This window comes from Methanosarcina sp. WH1 (genome assembly GCF_000970005.1).
GTDB lineage: Archaea > Halobacteriota > Methanosarcinia > Methanosarcinales > Methanosarcinaceae > Methanosarcina.
Genome location: NZ_CP009504.1, coordinates 443,177 through 465,710, shown reverse-complemented (window position 1 = coordinate 465,710; position 22,534 = coordinate 443,177). Strand labels below are relative to the sequence as shown.

The following is a 22,534-nucleotide window of genomic DNA, read 5'->3' as shown; positions in this document are numbered from 1 at the left end:
AGGATGTCTTGACGAAGTATATAAATTACGTTAATCAAAGACCTGAAAGATCTGTTAAAAAATAAGCCTTAAGATTATAAGAATTTAACTTCACAATATATTTCCCAAAAATTAACCGAGAATTTGATTTGTAAACCGATTTTTAATTTAAACTGATCTTCAAAAATCATTTTTCAAAATAAAATCTAAAATTGAACTTTTAAAGTAAGCTTGAAGAAGTAAAATTTCTAGAATTTTGCTTACTGGTTACTTAATATTACTTAATATTAGCTCCTGCGATATTGCATACTTCGCAATCAGGATCGCAGCATTGTTCATTTTCTTCGTTTTCGTCGTCATCACCAGGGAATTCGGAGGCAAGAGCCCTTGTACTTTCTGCAAGTACTGCAGCGTTGGACAGGGATGCCCCTATCATTATTGCAGAAAATATTTTTTCTTTTGGGATTTCTTTTCTTTTTGCGATTCTTATATGCATTTTCAGGCAATGCTCGCAGCGGAGGGCAGAAGCCACACCTATTGAAATAAGCTCTACAGATTCCGGGTCGAGATTTTTGAACTCTCGCATGATGGAATTATCATAAAGAGTTTTTGGGATGAAGAGCTCAGGGAGGTCTTTCATAAAATTCATAATGTAAGGAACTTCCCCATACTGCTTCCGGACATCCTCGAGGAGTTCCGGAATGACCTTCTCGGGATCATTTTTTAAAATTTCTACAATATCCTCAAGTTCCATAAGAAACCACCAGCACACATTAACGTAGAAACCTGGTCAGGCACCGTTTTTCGGGCAAGGATTTACAGTTTAAAGGATAAGTGAAAAGGCACAAACCCAGTAAAAATGTAAAGTGGATAAATTTTAACCCAACAGAATTCGGATCAAATTGCAAAACCAACGTCAGACTTAGATTTGATTTTTATCAATATATAATTTTTCATTTTTGATCTGGAAATATTTGCAAGCTCGGAAAGGATGACCCCTTCATCAAACTCCAGCTTTTCAATTTTCTCATGGTATTCATCGTATGGCAGTTTGACCCTGATCCCGTCAAGCTGAAGAGTGAGAGGGGCAGGAGAGAGCACCCTGTGGATTTCCGGAACCTGGTTTTCGATCTCCTTCATGACTCGTGCAGGAAGCACTGCAAGGGGGTCTTTTGCCTGCTGCTGGCGAATCTCAGAAGCGATCTTTGAAACCCCTTCATTCAGGTTTTCGAGGGCATTAATCTCTTCTGTTCTTCTTAATCTGTGAGAAACCCTTCCGATATTTCCAATGTAGAGGTCTGCCCCGGGGACATCTTCGGTTTTCAGTTCAGTAGGCCCTCCTGTAACCACAATAGGGATCTCAATGCCTTCAAAGAGTTTCGGCTTCTTTTTTGTAATACAATCACTGAAAGACCCAAAGGTAAAAACCGCAATATCATGCTCGTTGATAAGCTTTCTTTCATAGTCCATAGACAGGGAGACCCTGCGACCCATTCCCCTTGCAAGCCCGATCATATTTGTATTGGCTCCAGGATGGCGGAGGTATTCTGCTATATCGCAAGCCGAATGTGGGAGGTGGTGTGAGGCAAGAGTGGGAGAGACAACTGCAATCTCTACCCCTGTAAGAGGAGCTTCCAACAGAACCCCGAGCAGTTCGGCTGAGAGCTGTTTTACAAGATCAATATCTTTTTCAGGGATAAGCATTATAAGATTGACTTCGACCCCGGTAACTACTTTCTGAATTATGTAGCCTCCGAGGTCTTCCATTAGTTCGATTAAAAGCCCGTGTTTATGAACCCCACCGGTGTAAAGATAGGGTAGGAGTACAACCATCTTAATTCTTCCCTCCTTCCATCAGTTCGTTAAGCATTGTTCCTGCTTCTTCAATCCACTCCTGTTTCAATGCTTCCTCAGATGCCACAAAAACAAAGCGATTACCTTTATATAGATGGTAGCGAACCCTGAACCCCTCGGGAGTGGCACGAATCGCAAAATCTACAAGGTTTTCATGAAGCCTGTGCCTCGGGTCTGCAACCATCATTTCTTTAAGAAAAGCCGCCTCTTCTGCTGGTTTATCTGTGGTTATAGCTACAGTCCAGCGGTCCGGCTGGCGGATATTCGCCTTCCCGTAGCGCTCCCAGAGTTTCCCAAGCAGTTCCGGAATGTACTGCTCTTTTTTGATCGAAATCATTATTTCACTGGCGAGAGGTTTTGCTTCCACGTCAGCAATATCGATTACCGTAACCCTGGTGCCAACATCCCTGAGAATGATTGCCATCTGGAAGAGAGAATCTTCAGGTCTCAGCACTACCTTGATCCTTCCTATTGCAGGAGCAAGCTTGAGACTTGCAAGGTTGTCCTCGATAATCTTCCTGTAAAACTCCTGCTCCGAATCAATCGCAGACTTGACAATAAAGATCTCTAACGATTCCATTATGACCTCACTCCTCCACATAGCCTGAAGCAAGAAGTGCTGCTCCTACCGCCCCAATCAAGTGGGAGTTTTCCGGTACAAGAACCTCAATTTTAAGAAGGTCTCCGAGAGCTTTAGGGACTCCTTCGATAAGGGAAGACCCACCTACAAGGATCAACGGCTCTTTTACGTCCACTTCCTGTAACTGCTGTTCGTATATCTGTTCTACCACACTATAACAGGCTGCAGCTGCCACGTCTTCCGGGGTAGCTCCTCTGGCAAGAGAGTTTACAAGGGACTGTATCCCGAAGACTATGCAGTAACTGTTCATGTTTACATTTTCCTGCATACCCTTGACAGCAAGTGCCCCGAGTTCCGTAATATCCACACCCAGACGCTTTGAGATCATTTCAAAGAAACGTCCCGAGGCTCCAGCACAGATCCCCCCCATTGTGAACATGCCCGGGATTCCGTCTTCAACAGATATCGCCTTGTTGTCCATACCTCCTATATCAATGACCGTTGCAGAGCCTTTTTGCCTGCCTGCAAGGTAGACAGCTCCCTTTGAGTTGACAGTAATTTCTTCCTGGATAAGCTGAGCGTTGAAATGGCTCCCTATAAGGAAACGACCGTATCCAGTAGTGCCCAGAGCCTGTACTTCTTCTCTGGTAACTCCGGCTTCTTTAAGGGCCTGAGAGTAGGCTTCTTCTGCACTTTCAAGGACTTTTGTTGTGGGCACCCAGCCTTTCCCTATGATCTTGTTATCCCTCATAACCACAGCTTTTGTGGTTGTTGACCCCGAATCAATTCCCGCAGTCAGTCCAGTCTGGACTTCCCGGGCAAGGAGATGCCTGCGCCTGGCAATTGTGGTCAGGGCTTCAAGGCGGGTCAGCAGAGTGCCTGCACTTGTCCGTTCGGTAAATGAATAGCTGATTACAGGGATCTCGGAGTGCTTATGGATGTACCTTCGGACCTCGTTTCGAACAATGGCTCCTTCTGCACAACGGAAGCAGGTAGTAATAAAGACTCCATCTACTTTTGTCAGACCTTCAACGACGGCTTTTGCCCGTGCCATCATGAGCCTGAGGTCCCCACTTGCAACTTCAAGCCCGAATTCTTTACCTATGGTATCTATTGATGCAATATCAATTTCAGGAAAAATGAATTTTGCATTTACTTTGGCTGCGGCAGCTTCAAATTCTGGCTGAACTCCGGCATACTCAGAGCCGCAGGAGACCAGAGCAATCTTTACAAGTCCAGATTCCTCGGCACTCATTACTCAGCCCCCTTTTCTGCCGGTTCATCCTCTACTGGCTTTTCATCTTCTTCTGGCAACCCCTCTTCTTCAGGATTTTCTTTTGGCAGTGATTGTAGAAATGCAGCGATTTTGCTCACGAAGTCACGAGCATCCTCATTTGATTCCGGGTATTTTACTTCCAGAATAGGAACCCCTTTATCGCGCACCAGATATTTCATCAGTTCGTTTGTGCGGTTACAGCCCACACAGCCAAAGTTTGCGGGTGGATTTTCAACTATTATTGCAGCTTCGGTTTTTTCTATAAGGGGGCCTATTAGAGCCATCCTGCCCCTTACTCCAGCCGGAACTTCAACCGCAGCATATCGAAGCCCGATTTTTGGGTCTTCCGGAGTAATATTAATAGGGGGAGAATCCAGGCTGATGTTTGTAACTTTTTCTTTTACCTGATTCATCATTGTAAGGGGTTTATGCTCAAAGCGCTCAACCAGGTCAGACAAAATAAGACTGTTTACAGGGTAAATGAAAACCTTTGCCAAAAAATTCACCTCGCAAGCTCTTCTTCAATAATATTTTCCAAATCAGAAACTTTAAGCCTGCTTTTCTCTTTGCGCTTTTCTTTTACGGACCCATTTGCGTCCAGTTCATCAAGTGCAGCCCCTATGGCAGGGAGCATCTTCACTTCTTCCCTCAGGAAATGGAATCCCGGCCTCGGGCCTCCACCCCGGCTTGCCCGGCAGCGCCTCTCATCGCCGGCAGGAAATCCCCTCTCTTTTATAAAAATATGGTTTTTATCCATCTGCTGGATCTTTTCTACCACCGCAAGGACATCCTCCTCCGGTCCTGTTACAATAAGTCCAAAGCATGTCTCCTTTACAATAACCGGAAACTCTGATTCATAAATCTTCATGGCTGCATCCGCAGGTAGCACTATATCCGAACTGATTACAATGTACTTTGTAATCTCATTTTGTTTTATTTCTGTCATCTTCTGTCTCTCCTCAACTTCGGGAGACTTCACCTGTGATAAATCCAAACATGTGAATCCGCTCAAGTATCAAGTACATTAATTCGGTTATGTAATATTTTATTATGCATTATTCAAGTAAATTAATTAGTTCCTTTTTTATATTTATGGGAGTATATGAGTATCAATACTCTGGATTCTTAGTTCCCCTGATCATCAGTGTTCTTGCGTGCAGTTTCACTTATATATATCGTATCTCCTTCTTCAATACCCTTGAGTCTCTCGGGCTCGACTATCCGACCGATAATATTCGTTGAGGATAATTTTTCTCCGGTAGGACCGAAGAGATCGTCATCTATAAGTTTAACTCCTATATTCCCCATCCTTTTTGCGGCCTGATTTGTAATTCCTATTTCCCCGGCAAGTACCCTGTCAGTTGGTGTGTTTTCAGGGAGTAATTCTACGTATTTCACCACTTTCTTTTCTGTTTTGAAAAGGAAAGTGTTCTCATATACCATATAAACAGGAAGTTTCCCGACGGTTTTTGTTTTGAGTTCAAGAGAGCGACGGAAAAAGTCCACCGATTTTGGGGCGCTCTCCGGGTAAAGTTCAACTTCAATAAGTTTTTCCCTGGATACCGCATAAGCAGTCACTTTCGCTTCTCCGAGAATTTCCAGGGTTGTTGGCGGGTCCTGCCTGACAATTACTGCATCTTTTCCTGTATGTCCATCTCTTACCAGTTCCACTCCTATGGAGGAAAGCACGGGCTCGACCTCTTCAAAGCTGTGGCCCAGCAGGACTATCTGGGGAGGAAGACTTTCTACTGACAGCTTCTGCCCTTTTTCCGCGAGTTTGATAAGTTCAAGGCCTTTTGTTACCTGCCCTACAACCGAATGCACAAGGCTTGAAGGCCGGTCATCTCTGGAAATATATACCCTGCCTGTCCCGTATCCAGCAGTCCTGACAGAGATGGCGCCTTCTCTTCTCGGTTCAAAGTTTTCATAAGGAACGGGTTCTTCTTTCAGGCTATCATCTGAAATAAATGCGCTAGTTACCGCATCTATGGAAAGAGTTCCCTCACGAGTCAGGGCATAGAAGTGTTCAGCTCCCTTAGGAGCGTTTATGGAAAGCTCGACCTCGAAATAAGTAAATACACTGTCTTCATCTTCAAGGAGGGTCGAAAGATCAGTGGTGCAGTATTTCTCTGCAAGTTGCTCCCATTCTATAATCGGCTCTATACTCAGGATGGAGTCTTCTCTCGAAAGCCTGAAAATAAGATTTCTCCCGGTTACAACTGTTGCAAAAACGCCATCATCGGGAGATCCATACTCAGCAGAATGTCTTTTTCTTGACAGGATCAGATGAGTATTACGGGAGTCGAATCCTCCTGCCCCGAACACAACATCAAATGCTTCAAAATTTCCTGTCTCACGTAAAGGCTTTATATCAACTTCAAAAGGTCCGAAAGCCAGCGCTTCAGGACTTGCCCAGTGGATATTTTTACCTTCGAACTCTTTATAATGTTCAGTCCATAGTTTTCCAGAGGATGATTCTGGATCATTGATTTCTATCCTAAGTTCCCCTCTGGACGTATTGATAGCGTATTCGGTGATTTTCTCCGTTCTCTTCTCAGCGGCTTTTTTAAGAATACCAACCGCTGTACCGGCTATGTAGGGGGCTCCGGAAACTTTAAGGGAGTCTCCAAGGGTAGAGCCTGCAGGCAGAGTATAACTTTGCCCATTCACCTCTACGCTGATCTCATTACTCGTAATCGGCACCTCATTTTAGTATTTTCCATACTAAGAGGTGACAGCATATTTATATTTCTTCTGCAGCTTTGATCTTCTCTTCTTCTGTGAGCTGAGCAAGTACGGTACCTGGTTCCCCTAGTTCCACAATCTTTCCATCACGCATAAGTGCTACACGGTCACAGATCTCGTTTACAAAATCCATGTCATGAGAAACTATTACAAAGGTTTCTCCGATCTCTTCTCTGGCTTTAAGGATGGAGTTTGTCACTGATATCTTGGTAATGGGGTCCATGGTCCCTGTTGGTTCGTCCATAATAACGATCCTTGGCTCCTTGATAAGGACCTGCGCAAGTGCAATTCTATGCCGCTCTCCTTCACTCATTTCATTGGTCATTTTGGGCAAAACAGCTTTTGCCTTATTTTCGTCAAAACCTGCTGCCTTGAGAGTGATTAAGGCTTTTCTAACCCCAAGTTCGAATGGAAGGTCCAGGCTGATGGATTCTGTAAGGTTGTCTATTACGGAGCTGTGAGTATAAAGCCCATATTCCTGGTGCAGGAATCCCATGTATTTTGTTGCCCTGCCTTTGTTATCAACCCCTAATTTAGTCATGTCCACCCATTCATCTCCGATACGTACTTCAACTTCTCCTGAGGTTGGAGGTAAAATTCCCATAAGGATTTTCGAGGTTGTAGTCTTGCCTGCTCCACTTAGCCCGACAAGTCCGAAAATCTCTCCCTCCTTCACGTCAAAAGAGATTTTGTCCACGGCTCTGACCACGCCCCTGTCTACTGAGATATAGCGCTTTGCCAGGTCCCTTACGCGGATAATAGGTTCTCCTACCAGAGCATTCTTTTCCTGCCTGGTCAGGGATGCACTTTGCATAAAGATCGCAGAAACCTCAAGCGGATCTCCTTCCTGGATTACTTCACCGTTTTCGAGCAGGATCGCCTTATCTGCCAGGTTTTCAATAACTTCCGGCCAATGGGAGGTAAGGATCATGCTCATATTGTAGCTCTCCACTGCCTTAATCATAGCATCGTGAACCAGCTTTGCAGTCATGGGGTCAAGGGTACCTGTAGGCTCGTCAGCTAACAGGAGGAGAGGGTTTCTGACAAGCTGTCTTGCAAGCACAACTCTCTGTTTTTCTCCACCGGAAAGCTCCCTTGCCACGTGCATCATACGGTGGCTCAGGTTTACCTCCTCGAGGAGTTCAATCGCTTTTTTCATGGCGTCTTCTCCCTTATACCCGATTTCATTCAGGGAGTTTATGACGTTTACCAGAACTCTTTCATCCCCATAGAGGGCAAAGGTTCTCTGTAGCATAATTGCAATGCGTTTGGCGATGTCTTTTCTTATCGGGTCGTAAAGTGAAAGTTTTATAAAATCAGCTTCGTACGCCTCAAGACTTTCGCTGCATACCGGGCATTTCTGGCCGATTTTGCTTGGACGTTCTATATACCCGCATTTTTCACAGCGAGCTAGATGATAGATTACTTCACCTGAGATATTCTCAAAAGATTCGGTCCCGCGCAATACATGCATCAGGATTGTTTTCCCGGATCCGCTTTTTCCCAAGATCCCAACGACTTCCCCTTCGTTGATACTTAAATTTACATTTTTCAGGGCTTTGAAACCGTCAAAGTCTACAGTTAAGTTTTTAACTTCAATAAATACTGGCATGCATTTTCCTCCGCAAATTACGAGCTGCAAATAAATTTAAGTAGCTTTCTTCTGCCTGCCTGGGCGTATCGCTCAAGAGTGAAAAGTAATTACTTTAAAGTGAATACCGTATTAACCTAATCAATAAATTTCACACATATGGGCAACAATTAGATAAGAGTAAACATTAGATAAACATAACGCATTATTTTGTCACTGTGAACATCCAGAACCAACATTAGTTGGTAAATTTAGTAAATTTTTGCTCGTTATAATCCTTTTACCACGTCCACAACTTTTATTATATCATCGAGCACCACATCGGCTGCTTCTCTGAGCGCTTCTGGTCTGTCGTCTCCCTGCTGGGTCGTCATTATACCCACATCTGCTGCCCTGAGAGCCAGAATATCGTTAATTCCATCCCCTACCATAACTACTTTATCATACCTGTGTTTAAGTTCAAGCACCACTTTTTCCTTTATAATTGAATCTGCAAAGGCAAAGATTCTTTCTTGCGGGATATTTACTAATTCTGCAAGTTGCACGAGAGCAGACATTCGGTCCCCGGATGCTATGTATATATCCACTTCCATGGCATGGAGCAACTGGACGGTCTGCAACGTCTTACCGAATACCTGCCCTCCCGTACTGAGCACATATGGTATTCTTCTTGCCTCCGAGTCCACTATAATACCTGCCGCAAGATAAATGCTGTCAGGGCAACGGGATGTAACTGCCTCAAGCACATCATGCACATCTCCCATAAGGAGAGAAGCCCCTCTTATGATCTCAGAGGCAACTTCCGGGATAAATATTCCTTTTGAACAGCTTACACCTATTGAAACTCCGTATTCCCTTATAAACTCAAATAAAAACATATCCCTTCTCGAGCTCAGGATTATTTCGTTATCGGTATTAAGAGCTACAAGGCCGCAACCGTTTTTCTTCGCGACAATAGCAGTGCTCTCTATGTTTTCAAGGATATTGCCGGTGCTGGATTCTTTTGCAACTCTGTACATGTGGAGAAGAGTTCCGGCACTGTCAAAGACCACTGCAATTCTTTTGGTCATGTAAATTGATTAATCTATAAAATAAAAAAATCTTTGTAAAAACCCGGAAAATGGATGGGAAACAGAAATTTATAAAAATAAATGAAGTGGAAAAATTAAACTTACATTTAGAAGTTCTTTTATATGATTGATGCTCCCGAAATCAGGACCCCGGCAAAAAAACCGAGAATTGCTCCTGAATTCAGGAAGGGCAGCCCTGCCTGAGGATTGCCCCTCATTACCAGGATAGACAAAAATACATGCCCTGCAAGAGTTCCCAGCATTGCCCCAAGTACAGGGAACGAGAACCCTCCATTTTCGAGAAATACATTTGCGGAAACTACCAGAAGAGTGGGCATGACTGCGTCTCCAAGGCCCATGAAAAAAGCTTCACGTTTTTCTCCTTCTTTAAAACTTTCCTTAATGAATGAATAGTTTGAGTTCTTTGGGATTATAAAAAGAATAGGAAGTTTAAGGTCCATTACACCTTCAGCCATGGCTATCATATGTTTTGTCTTATATACCGAGATGGCATCATAGACTGCAAGCAATATAAGAAGGACAACTACAGGGAGAACGGAAAGAGAGATCCCTATCAGGGCGCTGACCCCACCTGCTATGCAGACCCCCAGAATATCGATTACATACCACTCCGGGTATTTGTAAAGCAATACTGTCAACCCTATAGAAATCAGGAGTGAAGCGGTATTTTCAAAGCCTGCGAAGGAAGGAATAAGGGTAAACAATGCAAAAAATACATAGTAGAGAGTACTGACTATAGCGAGATATATAAATAAGCTGATAATCCATTTCATGTTTTTCTTTATTGCAATCAGGACAAAAAGCGTAAAAACAAGGATCATCATAAGATAATAAATAGAATTGGAAACCTGTGTCGGGTCCTCAAAAGCCTGCATATCATTTATTTCCATTGGCGTTGATAAAAGAAGGGCTAGAACCTGCACAATCAGAATTAACCCTGCCATGGAAAGAATCGGCAAATAATCTTTAAGTGAATGTTCGCTCGAACTCAAGTACTAAACTCCTTATTTCTTGACACTATGCCTTTTCTATTCCTTTATATATTTACTGTATCCTCTGTCTTCAATATTTATATCTCTTAATAAATAATCACTTCAACCAATTTTCCGCCCCAGCAATGGTTTTTAGGTTACCTTCGTCTGGATTTACAATTATTTCTGAGATATCATCTTGAGATAATTCCCCCGCTCCTGTTAGTTTACCTGACAGGAGTCACAGTAATCCTCTTAAAGGTATTATCTTGTTTTTTTGACAGGATCAAGGGAAAAAATAAATTAGGGATAAAAGATACATAAATAGTTTATGCAAAAAATCATATAGGACCACTGTATAAAAAAGGAGCAAAAATAGAAAAAGAATAAATATGGAAATGCGATAAAAATAGAAAAACAGTATAAAACAGTATAACACGATAAAAATAGAAAAACGGTATAAAACAGTATAATACGATAAAAATAGAAAAACGGTATAAAACAGTATAATACGATAAAAATAGAAAAACAGTATAAAACAGTATAATACTTTAATGGAATTATCTCCATCTAATAACTTTCCGCCGGTATTGAGGAATTTGTGGTTTTACACGAAGTTTATGACTGCATAAGGAGAATTTCCATAAGTACGTTAGAGGTATACAATGGAAACCAGAGACACAGTATTCCTTGTTGTGATGGTTCTGTCATCTTTCCTTCTATCCTTCGAATGGCTTAGAAGGTTTACATACAAACCCACAAACCCTTTCATCGACCCTTTAATTATTCTATCTATTATGGTTCTGGCCGGAACGTTATCTCTCATGCTCATCTCTATCAATAACAAACTTCAGGATTTTGAAGATAAGATGGAAGCAAAAGACCGTTCCCTAAGGGTTAACATGGAAAATTCGGACACAAAAATTGTAGAGAGGATGAATGAGCTCTCAAGTAAAGTTGATAATGCAGTATATGAATTTAACCGCAGAAAATATCACTGATTTCTGCTCATACTCTTATTTTTTCCTGCAGGGGTAAATACGGTAAAATACGGCAAGGTTTACTCTAATATCTATAATCCATTTATCTATGATCCGTTTTCACCTTTTTCTTCCGGTTATGGCCTGGTCTTTTAAGAAATGAGATATTAAAGGAAACATCTTCTAGTGTCGCGTCAATAACCAGACATTGAATGATTATGAATGATTGTCATCTGTTTCATATGACGCTTTCCTTTCTGTATTTTACCTTCAAACTGCCCCTATTTCCATTTCCCCCTATTTCCATTTCCCCATATTTCCATTTCTCCCTATTTCTATTTCCCCCATTTCTATTTCCCCAATTTCCATTTCCCCCCTTTCCATTTCCCCCTATTTCTATTTCCCCCAGTTTCTATTTCCCCCTCTTTGTCTCAGGACGGTTTTATAACTGATTTTATCGTTAATCAACGATTTTTTGTGTAAACTCCCGGGGGTGTTCATTTATGAAGATCTCTCCACGTCGGACAATAGGAAAAACTTATATTATTTAAAGGTTCTATGACGCAAATCCCGGTGCAGACAGATTTCATTAAAAAGAAAAGTAAATATACAGGTTTTGTAGAAGAAATCCTAATTTCCATTTGAATTAGATTCAATTTATTAACACGATTATTTGAATAGTTAATAAATTATGATATCCAACCCAAATTAATTGTTATATTGATAGATCATTTCGAGCGCAAGATCCACGAATTAGCAAAGTATATATACCGGAGGTCCTGTAGTAAGGGAAAAACATCTGGCATCTAGACAAATATAAATATATTCAAATTGACATAGTGTATCGTAAGTTATTATTACTCAGAGTTAGTATATTGATTACCTTGTGTAAACAGGTAAAGAAGGAAAGCTAATATGCACCTCAATCTGGAACCTATTGGCATTATCAAAAAAGTTGCAAATAAGTCGGAGATTTTAATTTATTCTGATTTTGAGCAGGTTATACGAAATATCGTTTCCAAAATAGGAGAAGGAGCTGAGATGGGCCAGAAACTTCTGGTTATCCATAAAAATAATAGCAAAAAACAAATAGATGGTCACCAGGTCCAGGTCACGAAGGCGACGCTTCTTGAAAGGAAAGGAAACCTATTGACAATATCCAAAATAGAGGCAAATGAAGATTCTGTAATAGATGTCCGACTTGATCTTACCGCCTAACAGCCATTGACTTCGACATATGCCGACAAAACTTTGAGATTCCTTGATTTTCTCCTTTTCTCCGGGATAGCCCCGGTTGAAATTTATGGAGTGTTGAATTTGGGATGGAAATTCCAGAAAGCAGGATTTACTGCAATTATTTTTATTACAATTCTTTTTTTTCTGCTGAGCAGTGGTTGTCTAGAAGAAAAAAACGCCGACTTTGAAAAATCCAGCAGTGGAGCTGAAATAAAAAGCAACTACTCTGCAGGACCTGAGACGGATTTTCCGAAACGGCAGCTATCTACTGTTGTTGCTGCTTATATGGTTGGAAGTGACCTTGAGTCTTCAAGCGGATATGCCAGCAAGGATATCTTTGAAATTATTGACGGAGCCTCCACACTGAACAGGGAAGATACTGAAATTCTGATAGCTTATGGAGGAGCTTCTGTGGAGGGATGGAAGGGCATGACAATCGCAGCGCTTGATGACCTCAGAAAGGACGGAGAAGATGGAGTCATAGGTAATGGGGGCAGCTACAGGAAAACATATCCCCATGCAAACATGGGAGATGCCGCAGGGCTTGAAACCTTTCTTTCGTATCTCCGAGAAAATTATGAGAGTGAAAGGGTCCTGCTTATTTTCTGGGACCATGGAGATGCTTACAGGGGGGTTTGCTTTGACGAAAATCATGGTTACGACAGGCTGGAGCTTCCTGAACTGAGTGACACTCTTAAAGCTTCTGGAATGCATTTTGACCTTATCGGTTTTGATGCCTGCCTCATGTCCACCCTTGAGCTTGCAAGAGCAGTCAAGCCTTCTGCAGATTTTATGCTCGCCTCAGAATCAATCGAACCCACCCACGGCTGGGACTATGTTGCTTTCATAGGTTATATCTCAGAGAATCCAAACGCCTCTACAGAAGAAATGGGCAAGGTCGTCATCGACAGCTACCTGGAGAATCCCTCTCATGTGCCCCCTAGAACTCTTTCTCTCCTTGACCTCTCTAAAACCGATGAAGTACTGCAGAATGTAGATTGGCTTGCAGAGGATATAGGTACAAGCGTTTCAAACTCAAAAGGGTATTGTGGGCTTGGGGCATCTATTACGAAAGCCCGAAAGTTTGGAGTAGAACCAAAGAAAGGTTCTGAAATCTCAATGGACCTTAAGAGTTTTGCCCTGAGAATCGGAGAGGAAATCCCGGAACTTGAAGGCAGGTCTGACGCTCTCATTAAATCGCTTGAAGATTTTGTTATTTACTCAAGGCAGGACGGCACAATGCCTGATGCATATGGTATATCTGTATATTCCCCCCAAACTCAGGACAACTACTCTACATATTACGGCAGGGTTTCCATTTCAAAAGCCTGGTCGGAATTCCTTGACGGCTACTCAGTGAGAACCTGTGCAGACTTTACAGAACCCGCCATCTCGAAATCCGGAGATTCCTTTTCAGTAGAAGACAATTCAGGGCTGGCTTCAGTAGACCAGGTTTACTTTATAGACTCTCCAGAAGGCCCGGTTCTCATAGGAAGAATACCCCTTACCTGTTCAGGGAGCACAAACTATAGCCTCCCTGCCTGGGGCGGGGAATGGATATTTATAGAGAACTCCAAAACAGGGAAAAGCTCTCTTATTTATGCAGCTTGTGGGGGAGAAAGCGAGAATGGAAACAGGATACTTACTACCGAACTGGGACTTCAAAGAGATGGAGAGTCCAGATCCTGTCTTGCCCAGCTTTATCTGGACACTCTCAACGGGACTGTCAAAGCTTACATGAATCCCTACGAATCCCTGGATGACGGAAACATCCTGTTCTCAAAAGAAGTACTTGAACCGGAATCCGGAGATATTATCACTGCGTATGCACCGGTCTACGGAGAATCCGGCATTAAGGACTGGACAGCACTTGGCAGGCTTAAGATGGATGAAAATACGACTTTTGTCTATGACTTTCTGCCTGAAGGGACCTATTATACCGCACTCTATGCAGAAGATTACCGCCTGAACTTCAATATGAGCGAACCTGCGGAGATTATCCTGGGATAATTTCCTGAAAACCCCTTTTTTAATTTCCCTCCATCTCAAAAGGCCGTTAATCTGACGGACAGTTTTTCCGAGCCATTAGGCTTTGTACTCTAACTTTGTCTTGACTTTCAAAGATCGTAAAAAAACGATAACAATAGACTATATAGTTAACATTTTAACAGAAAAATGGTCTGTCTGATGGTGATTTTATTCAATTTCAATACTTTTTTGTCTTTTAAAATCGCTATGCTTAGAGCCTGTAAACTTTGCAATATTTTAGGATTATATTTACATACCAGTATCGCAGCTACGAATTTTCGTGATAAATAAGACCATTTTTGGATTTAGTTCCTTGGGGGCCATGGATTTTCGTTATCTAACGGAGTATTCGTCACACATCTTTGAAAGATGAATTTGTCACAAAACTGCTCCATGCAAAAATACTTATAACCTGCGCCAGACAGTGATTTTTAACTATACTGTGTAAGACAGCTTTAACTTCCCCTATTTTAAAGAGCCGAACTGTGTTATTTTCGAAGTCTACAAAGTAGCAATTTGAGGAAGTCCGAACTATTTTAGGGGAGCGTCCCTATCAAAACGTAGAACTATTTTGAAAATCTGATAGAGAGCGTGGATAAAAAAACCAGAATATATTATTATCTGTTTGCCTTGAAGCTGAGAGTCGTTCAACGAAAACATTCCTTTTCAGACAATTACGTATCCTGCAAACGTTCCCGATGTAACTTTGTTTTCGGATCTGATTGACGGTATTTGTAAACGTATAGAAGAGATAGGGATTCCTCTTAAGGAAATAACAATTGTTTTTAATCGAGGAAGGAACTCTACAGATAACATAGAACACGTTTTGGATAAAATGCACGTTGTTGGGGCTTTACCTTCTTCGATGTGCAAAGATTTATTCCATGTTCCTTTGTCCGATTTTGAAGAAGAATGGGAGAATGAAAAAAAGAATATCATCAAAGCTCATCGCGTAAACGGAAACTGGTATGGTAAAGGGTTTACTGGAGTCATAAAATACACTGAAATTACTAGTCGAAAACAGATGCATGAGTGGGAAATTAAAAAATCTGATATCCTGGAGAAGATTGAAGAAATAGGCTCAAAACTTAATCGTAAAGGAAAAGGTAGAAAAATGACTGCAAAAGGTCTCATGAATCGTGTTGTTGATGCAATTCCAAAGCAATATAGAGGTCTCTTTGATTACAATGTCGTTGAAAAAGAGGGAGCGTTACAACTTAATTTCAGTTTAAATGATGATAAGGAAAAAGAGTTTCTTTTAGGGATGGGAAAGACTGTTGTGTTTACTGATAAGGAAAATCTTGCAACAAAAGAAATTGTGGACATGTACGATTCTCGAAACATGATTGAAGAGGATATAAAGTGGCTGAAAGACAAGTTATTGATACCGGTAAAGCCTGTGTATGTCAGAAAGGATGTGAAGATCAGAGCTCATGTATTTCTCTGTGTAATGGGGTTACTGCTACACAATTATTTGCTTCATTTGATCGATGACCAGGAACTAACAATTCAAAAGCTGGCCGAGAATCTTGAAAAGATAAGAATGGGATTAGTATACAATGGAAAAGGAGGGGAAAACGCAGAGTTTGTCGTAGAGGAAATGAACAAAGAAACTGCGGAGATCTTTACAAAACTTCAACTTGGGGAGTACATCCCAGGTTGAAGTCGCCAACTTGATTAATTTTTTGGTAGACTGTAAATAATCATAGCCAAGAGCCTTTGTTTCTTAATATCTTAGAAACTCCGGTTTAAAAACGTACAATATTTTATTAATATGATCTATCTAAAATTAGGGAAACTTAAATTTGAGTTACCCACATGAAATAGCGAAGAGCCAAAAGAGTTTCATATACCAGAGGGAAAAAATATGGGCACGGACATAGGAGATCTTCTTCAGAAAAGAAAAATAGAGCTTACTGACCTCTCAAACCGGGTGATTGCAATTGATGCATTTAACACCCTTCACCAGTTTTTGAGCATTATCCGCCAGAGGGACGGAAGTCCTCTGGTTAATTCAAGCGGAAAAGTGACCTCCCACCTCTCCGGCCTGCTCTACAGGACAGCAAGCCTGGTTGAAGCCGGAATCAAACCTGTATTCGTTTTTGACGGCAAACCCCCCGACCTGAAATCCGAAACCCTGAGCCGAAGAAAAGAAGTAAGGGAGACTTCACTGGAGAAATGGGAAAATGCAAAGGCAGAAGGGAACCTTGAAGCTGCTCATAAGTATGCTCAGGCGTCTTCAAAGGTTGACCAGACCATTGTTGAAGATTCCAAATACCTTCTCGGAATAATGGGTATTCCCTGGATACAGGCCCCCTGTGAAGGAGAGGCACAGGCTGCTCATATGGTTATTAAAAAGGATGCAGATTGTGTTGCTTCCCAGGACTATGATTCCTTCCTTTTCGGAGCCCCGAGTGTTGTCCGTAACATGACGGTAACTGGAAAACGCAAGCTCCCTGGAAAGAATGTATACGTTGATGTTGAACTTGAAATGATCGACCTCGATGAAACCCTCGGGGTTCTGGGAGTTAACAGGGACCAACTTATCGATATTGCAATCTGTGTAGGCACGGATTATAACAAAGGCCTGGAAAAAGTGGGTCCTAAAACAGCCCTTAAACTAATTAAAAAGCATGGAGACATCCATGCCGTGCTCCGGGAGAAGGGAGTAGAAATCGAAGGGCTGGACAATATAAAGGAACTTTTTACCCATCCTGATGTTACGGACGACTACAAAATCAAATGGGGTAAACCGGATTCCGAAAAACTCATCAACTTCCTCTGCGGGGAGAATGGCTTCTCTGTAGACAGGATGGAAAAAGCTATAGAACGCCTTAAAGCGGCTTCAGGTGCAAGGCAGAAAACCCTTGACCAGTGGTTCTAAATAATTATAAGAGATAAAGAGGTATTTCTATTTAAGATTCTTTCTTTACATATTCCTTACATATTCCTTACATTGTCCTTACATTTTTTATAAATTGAATCCATTCCCTGTGAAAGTATCTTCGTCAGAGATATACAGGCAGGGAGGTCTGAGCCTGACAAGACAAGAAATCGAGCATTCAGGAAAAGAACACTCATATTCCCATGCCCACGGAATTGTGGACCCCGGACTTCTTTCCACAGATAGAGGGCTATATGCTATCAAATGGTCCTTTGTTGGCTTGATATTAACGGCGCTCTTTCAAATTTATGTCGTATGGGTTTCAGGAAGTGTAGCTCTTCTTGCCGACACCATTCATAACTTTGGGGACGCCGCAACTGCAATCCCGCTGGGTTTTGCCTTCCTGCTCTCCAGAAAAAAACCCAACAAAAGTTATACTTACGGCTACGGCAGGGCAGAAGATCTCGCAGGTCTGTTAATTGTTTTCCTTATTTTACTCAGTGCAGCAGTTGCGGCTTATGAATCAGTTTCCCGGCTTCTATCTCCGCAGCCTGTTGATTTTCTATGGGCTGTGGCTGTAGCCTCAATTATTGGTTTTCTGGGAAATGAACTGGTAGCAAAGTTCAGGATAAAGGTAGGAAAAGAAATAGGAAGTGCTGCCCTTATTGCAGATGGATACCATGCACGTGCAGACGGGTTTACCAGCCTTGCCGTACTTTTTGGAGCCCTGGGCACCTGGCTGGGTTATCCTCTCGCAGACCCTATAATCGGGCTCCTAATCACGATCGCAATCCTCCACATAGTATGGGACGCAGGAAAATCCGTATTTTCCCGCATGCTGGATGGGGTTGACCCTCAAATTGTGGATGATATCCGACAGGTGGTAAGCCAGGTAAAAGATGTAAGGGATATTACAGAGATCAGAGTACGCTGGTTAGGGCACAGGCTTCATGCTGAAGTTAATATTGCAGTAGAATCCGGACTCTCTGTTAAGGAAGGGCATGAAATCGCTGTAAACGTCAGACATAGGATGCTTCATAGTCTAAATTACCTGTCAAACGCGGTTGTACACGTAGATCCCAGGGAAGCGTCCGGAGAGGCTTATCATCAGCTTCCGGAACACGAACCTATATCACCTGCTAAGTCTCATTGAGACAAAGTATTAGAAAATGAAACAAGGTTAAAATAAATTATTTAATATCAGAGTTTAGATATCTCTGCACCACTGTTTTTCGCTCGAGTCATCATTGTGATTCCACCTACCGATTCATCAAGCATTTTCTGGACTTCTGCCTTAAGCTGCCTGCCTTCTTCCCTGTTATCTACAAAAGCATAAACTACAGGCCCAAAAGAGCTTACTCCAGCTCCGTAACTCCGGCTGCGCATAAAAGAGGCAATGTTCTTTACGAATTCTGGCCAGATCAGACTTTCCCTTTTGTTAAAACCCACTGTCTGGACATGGTTTACCGCAGCTCCGAAATTTTCGATGTCGCCCTCTATTACTGCAGGCATCATCTTCATGAGTACCATATGTGCAACATCCCGGACTTCCTCTATCGGAAGGGGGCAGAATTTCTGAAACACATTGATCTCTTCCTGGTCGTGCATACCCGTATCATCAGGAACTGCAATAACTACATCCCAATCAGGAAAATCTTCTCTGAAAAGCACAGGACCCGGCGGCACCCTGCTGGCGGCGGAAGGCATGAAAGCCCCCTTGTCTTTGAACCTGTGCCCTCCATCAACTATGAATCCACCTTTTTCAAAAGCAGTTACTCCTATGCCCGAAGTACCTCCTCTTTTCACTGCAAATGCAAGTTCTCTAACACTTTTTCCAAGCCCATACAGTTCATTCACAGCTGCTGCCACAACCAGAACAGCCTGGGTACCTGATCCAAAGCCCACATGAGGAGGAATCAGTTCTTTTACATTAATCCGGATCCCTTTTCCTTCAGGAAGCAAGGCTTCTACGGCTTTATTCATGCGGTCGGCAAATCCCTGCAGCCCCTCGATATGGATTTCATCAGCTTCTGCTGCGGTAACTGTTATGTTCGGGGAGGAAAGGGTCAACCCTGCTCCCCCGTCCATTCTTCCGATCTCACCGTTCATATCGATAAGGGTTATGTGAAGCCGAGAGGGAGTAGTTATTTTGATCATGTGTAGTACAACCTCGAAGAACATTTAAAAATATTATAATACCATAATTATCTGCATTTTTTATTATACCTACTGATATTTAATCTTTTTAAAAAAATCCTGTCTGGAAAGCCTGTATAATTTATGAAAAACGAGGCAGCAAACTCATTAAAAAAAATAAAATTAGACCAAACAATGGCAAATAGTAAAAACTTCAGAAGAAAAGAAAGGGCGCAAACAGGAAGAAAAGAAAAGGGGAACGAAAATTCAGGTGGTTCCTGATTGGAAGCTCTAATACCAAAATATCAACCATGTAGCAGGAGACATGCGAAATCTAAAAAGAGAGTAAAAGAAGCAAAAAAAATTGAATGAAAAATCAAAAAACACTGATTTTTTCGTTAATACTTCCTTTACTTACGATTGCTCTTTACTTCTCCTTTACCGTCACTCTTTTACAATTAATGATTTACCTTTCATCTCTTCAGGTTTAGGGACCCTAAGAAGCTCCAGGAGGGTGGGAGCAAGGTCAGACAATTTTCCGTCCTCAAGGGCTTTTACTTCACCGTTTCCTGTGTAAATGCATCTGACAGGATTTGAGGTATGGGCTGTATGCGGCTCTCCGGTGTGTTGATCTTCCATCTGTTCGGCATTTCCGTGGTCTGCAGTGATAAGTGCTACACCTCCTGCTTTTTTCAGAGCTTCTGTAATCCTACCCACGCAGTCATCAACGGTTTCTACCGCCTGTACCGCAGCTTCAAAAATTCCGGTATGCCCGACCATATCCATATTTGCAAAATTGAGTATAATTACATCATACTTTCCTGACTGGATTCTCCTGACCACCTCATCCGTAACTTCATATGCACTCATCTCGGGTTTGAGGTCATAAGTGGCAATTTTTGGTGAAGGAATCATGCAGCGGTCTTCTCCTTCATAGAATTTTTCCTGCCCGCCATTCAGGAAAAAAGTCACATGGGCATATTTCTCGGTTTCTGCAATGCGAAGCTGGACAAGCCCTTGCTTGCTAAGTACTTCTCCAAGCACATTATCCAGTTTTTCAGGTGGGAAGGCAATAGGCAAATCCAGGGTTTCATCATACTGTGCCATGCAAACATAGTGAACCTTCGGGCGTTTTTCCCTGGCGAAACCTTCGAAGTCCTCATTTACAAAAGCCCAGGTAAGCTGCCTTGCTCTATCGGGCCTGAAATTAAAGAAAATTATTGAATCATTGTCCTGTATGACTGCCTTGGGATTTCCTTCAGGACCAGTGACTATAGTAGGTTTTACAAATTCATCATTTTCCCCCCTACCATAGGCTTCAGAAACTGCAGTTTCAGCATTAGGAGCTGTATACGGAGCAACTCCGAGAGTCAGGGCATCATAGGCAAGCTGTGTCCTCTCCCAGCGCTTATCCCTGTCCATTGCGTAGTAGCGCCCTGAGACTGTCGCAACCCTGGCACTCCCGCTCTTCTTACAAAAAGCATCAAGTTCCTTAATATCTGCAAGAGCAGCTTTGGGGGGTACGTCTCTCCCGTCCAGAAAAGCATGTATATATACTTTTTTTAGCCCTTTTTCCTGTGCAAGGTTGATAAGGGCATAAAGGTGGGTCATATAACTGTGAACGCCTCCGTAAGAGACAAGCCCCATGATATGCAGGCTTGAATCATTGAGCTTTGCGTTCGAAATTGCATCCAGCAAAACAGGATTTTTAAAAAAGTCACCGTTCCTAACAGAGAGGTTTATTCTTGTAAGGTCCTGATAAACGATTCTCCCTGCCCCTATATTCAGATGGCCGACTTCAGAGTTTCCCATCTGACCTTCCGGCAGACCTACGGCTTCTCCAGAGCATTTTAAAAAGCACCATGGATATTCTTTCAGCAGGCTGTCGAGGTTTGGAGTCCTGGCTGCCAGGATAGCGTTTCCTTCTTTTGCTTCCCTGTAGCCCCATCCATCAAGGATCATGAGCATAAGAGGTCTTCTTGCCTGAGTCATATAAAGGGAATTCCACACCTGTTCATAAATAGCTTGTTATGAAACTCCATAATATCCAGCCATAAGATTCTCTAATAGCTTATAATGAAAAATATATGTTATATATTAATGATGTATTAAAAATTTATTTACTGTCCGTAAATATAAGTATTAATAATTACATATTTATCCAAAAGGTAAAAACGAGAACACAAAAACGACCCGTGTCTCTGTTAACATCTATAGAAATGTCTGGTTAGGTCTCCGGTAACAGGTAGGTGGATTGACCTTTAGGATTGTTAGGAGGATGATTATTATGAGTGAGGAAATTCAAGACATTATGAATCTTACGCACGTAAAAATCCAGGATTATACGGCGAACCCGGCTCCCCTGGGTTTGATGGCTTTCGGAATGACAACTGTGCTTTTGAATATACACAATGCAGGCTTCTACCCTATGAACGCGATGATCCTTTCAATGGGCTTTTTCTATGGTGGGATAGCTCAGGTCATTGCCGGGATCGAAGAATGGAAGAAAGGCAATACATTCGGAGCCACAGCTTTTACCTCATACGGATTTTTCTGGCTCACTCTGGTAGGAATTGTCCTGCTTCCGCAGTCTGGAAACTACTCAGGATTGGCAGCTGAGGCATTCCCATTTGCTGCATACCTCTTCATGTGGGGAGTTTTCACCTTTTTCATGTTCATAGGCACTCTGAAAGCCAACAGGGCATTACAAGTTGTTTTTCTGACTCTTGCGATCCTTTTCTTCCTGCTTGCTGCCGGAAACTACCTTGGCAGTGAGGCAATACTCAAAATAGCTGGTTATGAAGGAATTATCACAGGGCTTTCAGCCATCTACGCGGCCCTTGGCCAGGTGCTGAACGAGATGTATGGTAAAAAGATGATTCCTCTCTGAATTTGCGGAATAAAATCACTTAATTTCAATTATTCACTTTCCCTATATTGGGATCGTTTTCCGGGCTAAGTGTCCGGATTTCTTTTTTTTAACTAATATGTGTTTTATCCTCATTATCCTCATAATCCCATTATCCTCATTATCCTCATTATCCTCATTATCTTCATTATCCCATAATCTTCATTATCCTCATTATCCTCATTATCCCATAATCTTCATTATCCCATAATCTTCATTATCCTCATTATCCTCATTATCCTCATTATCCTCATTATCCCATTATCTTCATTATC

General features: G+C 42.1%; 20 protein-coding genes. 8 read left to right on the top strand and 12 right to left on the bottom strand.

Going from position 1 to position 22,534, the window contains the following annotated elements:
- Nucleotides 1-256: 256 nt before the first annotated feature.
- The 10 genes from MSWH1_RS02100 to MSWH1_RS02055 form a co-directional block, all read right to left on the bottom strand.
- The gene (locus MSWH1_RS02100; RefSeq protein WP_048125639.1) at nt 257-733 is read right to left on the bottom strand and encodes a carboxymuconolactone decarboxylase family protein; all 477 of its coding nucleotides are present in this window, start codon (nt 731-733) and stop codon (nt 257-259) included.
- A 143-nt stretch (nt 734-876) separates the two neighbouring features.
- Nucleotides 877-1,812, bottom strand: a complete 936-nt coding sequence (locus MSWH1_RS02095; RefSeq protein WP_048125637.1) for a methanogenesis marker 7 protein — start codon at nt 1,810-1,812, stop codon at nt 877-879.
- A 1-nt stretch (nt 1,813) separates the two neighbouring features.
- Complete coding sequence (locus MSWH1_RS02090; protein WP_048125635.1) at nt 1,814-2,413, bottom strand: methanogenesis marker 17 protein; 600 nt, start codon at nt 2,411-2,413, stop codon at nt 1,814-1,816.
- A 7-nt stretch (nt 2,414-2,420) separates the two neighbouring features.
- Nucleotides 2,421-3,668, bottom strand: a complete 1,248-nt coding sequence (locus MSWH1_RS02085; RefSeq protein ID WP_048125633.1) for a methanogenesis marker 15 protein — start codon at nt 3,666-3,668, stop codon at nt 2,421-2,423.
- Nucleotides 3,668-4,186, bottom strand: coding sequence for a methanogenesis marker 5 protein (locus MSWH1_RS02080; protein ID WP_048130174.1), 519 nt, complete (start codon nt 4,184-4,186; stop codon nt 3,668-3,670). The genes MSWH1_RS02085 and MSWH1_RS02080 overlap by 1 nt, the downstream gene beginning before the upstream one ends.
- Nucleotides 4,187-4,191: 5 nt before the next feature.
- Nucleotides 4,192-4,635: a methanogenesis marker 6 protein gene (locus MSWH1_RS02075; RefSeq protein WP_048125631.1), complete on the bottom strand. Its 444-nt coding sequence runs from the start codon at nt 4,633-4,635 to the stop codon at nt 4,192-4,194.
- Nucleotides 4,636-4,814: 179 nt separating this feature from the next.
- Complete coding sequence (locus tag MSWH1_RS02070) at nt 4,815-6,392, bottom strand: methanogenesis marker 3 protein (protein ID WP_048125630.1); 1,578 nt, start codon at nt 6,390-6,392, stop codon at nt 4,815-4,817.
- Nucleotides 6,393-6,432: 40 nt separating this feature from the next.
- Nucleotides 6,433-8,046, bottom strand: coding sequence for a methyl coenzyme M reductase system, component A2 (gene atwA / locus MSWH1_RS02065; RefSeq protein ID WP_048125628.1), 1,614 nt, complete (start codon nt 8,044-8,046; stop codon nt 6,433-6,435).
- Between the two features lie 248 nt (nt 8,047-8,294).
- Complete coding sequence (locus MSWH1_RS02060; protein WP_048125626.1) at nt 8,295-9,095, bottom strand: HAD family hydrolase; 801 nt, start codon at nt 9,093-9,095, stop codon at nt 8,295-8,297.
- Between the two features lie 119 nt (nt 9,096-9,214).
- A complete protein-coding gene (locus MSWH1_RS02055) occupies nt 9,215-10,108 on the bottom strand; it encodes a presenilin family intramembrane aspartyl protease PSH (RefSeq protein WP_048125624.1) in 894 nt (297 codons plus the stop codon).
- 644 nt (nt 10,109-10,752) lie between these two features.
- On the opposite strand from MSWH1_RS02055, the gene MSWH1_RS02050 reads away from it, so the two are divergent.
- The 6 genes from MSWH1_RS02050 to MSWH1_RS02025 all read left to right on the top strand — a co-directional run bounded on the left by MSWH1_RS02050 (nt 10,753) and on the right by MSWH1_RS02025 (nt 18,368).
- The gene (locus MSWH1_RS02050) at nt 10,753-11,088 is read left to right on the top strand and encodes a hypothetical protein (RefSeq protein WP_048125622.1); all 336 of its coding nucleotides are present in this window, start codon (nt 10,753-10,755) and stop codon (nt 11,086-11,088) included.
- A gap of 894 nt (nt 11,089-11,982) precedes the next feature.
- Nucleotides 11,983-12,285: a hypothetical protein gene (locus MSWH1_RS02045; RefSeq protein ID WP_011032857.1), complete on the top strand. Its 303-nt coding sequence runs from the start codon at nt 11,983-11,985 to the stop codon at nt 12,283-12,285.
- Nucleotides 12,286-12,384: 99 nt separating this feature from the next.
- A complete protein-coding gene (locus MSWH1_RS17320; RefSeq protein WP_156148051.1) occupies nt 12,385-14,313 on the top strand; it encodes a clostripain-related cysteine peptidase in 1,929 nt (642 codons plus the stop codon).
- A 676-nt stretch (nt 14,314-14,989) separates the two neighbouring features.
- Nucleotides 14,990-15,994 (top strand): transposase, encoded by a 1,005-nt coding sequence (locus tag MSWH1_RS02035; protein ID WP_082088000.1) that lies wholly within the window; start codon nt 14,990-14,992, stop codon nt 15,992-15,994.
- Between the two features lie 204 nt (nt 15,995-16,198).
- The gene (gene fen, locus MSWH1_RS02030) at nt 16,199-17,215 is read left to right on the top strand and encodes a flap endonuclease-1 (RefSeq protein WP_048125617.1); all 1,017 of its coding nucleotides are present in this window, start codon (nt 16,199-16,201) and stop codon (nt 17,213-17,215) included.
- A 148-nt stretch (nt 17,216-17,363) separates the two neighbouring features.
- Nucleotides 17,364-18,368: a cation diffusion facilitator family transporter gene (locus tag MSWH1_RS02025; protein WP_052722785.1), complete on the top strand. Its 1,005-nt coding sequence runs from the start codon at nt 17,364-17,366 to the stop codon at nt 18,366-18,368.
- A gap of 47 nt (nt 18,369-18,415) precedes the next feature.
- Here MSWH1_RS02025 and MSWH1_RS02020 read toward each other — a convergent pair whose 3' ends face one another.
- Nucleotides 18,416-19,372: a beta-ribofuranosylaminobenzene 5'-phosphate synthase gene (locus tag MSWH1_RS02020; RefSeq protein ID WP_048125615.1), complete on the bottom strand. Its 957-nt coding sequence runs from the start codon at nt 19,370-19,372 to the stop codon at nt 18,416-18,418.
- A gap of 123 nt (nt 19,373-19,495) precedes the next feature.
- Here MSWH1_RS02020 and MSWH1_RS18720 point away from each other — a divergent pair, with 123 nt between their 5' ends.
- Nucleotides 19,496-19,633, top strand: a complete 138-nt coding sequence (locus MSWH1_RS18720; protein ID WP_156148050.1) for a hypothetical protein — start codon at nt 19,496-19,498, stop codon at nt 19,631-19,633.
- A 162-nt stretch (nt 19,634-19,795) separates the two neighbouring features.
- On the opposite strand, the gene gpmI is transcribed toward MSWH1_RS18720, so the two are convergent.
- On the bottom strand, nt 19,796-21,343 hold the full coding sequence (gene gpmI, locus MSWH1_RS02015) for a 2,3-bisphosphoglycerate-independent phosphoglycerate mutase (RefSeq protein WP_048125613.1): 1,548 nt from the start codon (nt 21,341-21,343) through the stop codon (nt 19,796-19,798).
- Nucleotides 21,344-21,638: 295 nt separating this feature from the next.
- Here gpmI and MSWH1_RS02010 point away from each other — a divergent pair, with 295 nt between their 5' ends.
- Entirely contained in the window at nt 21,639-22,241 is a 603-nt protein-coding gene (locus MSWH1_RS02010) for an acetate uptake transporter (protein ID WP_048125611.1), read from the top strand.
- Nucleotides 22,242-22,534: the final 293 nt, after the last annotated feature.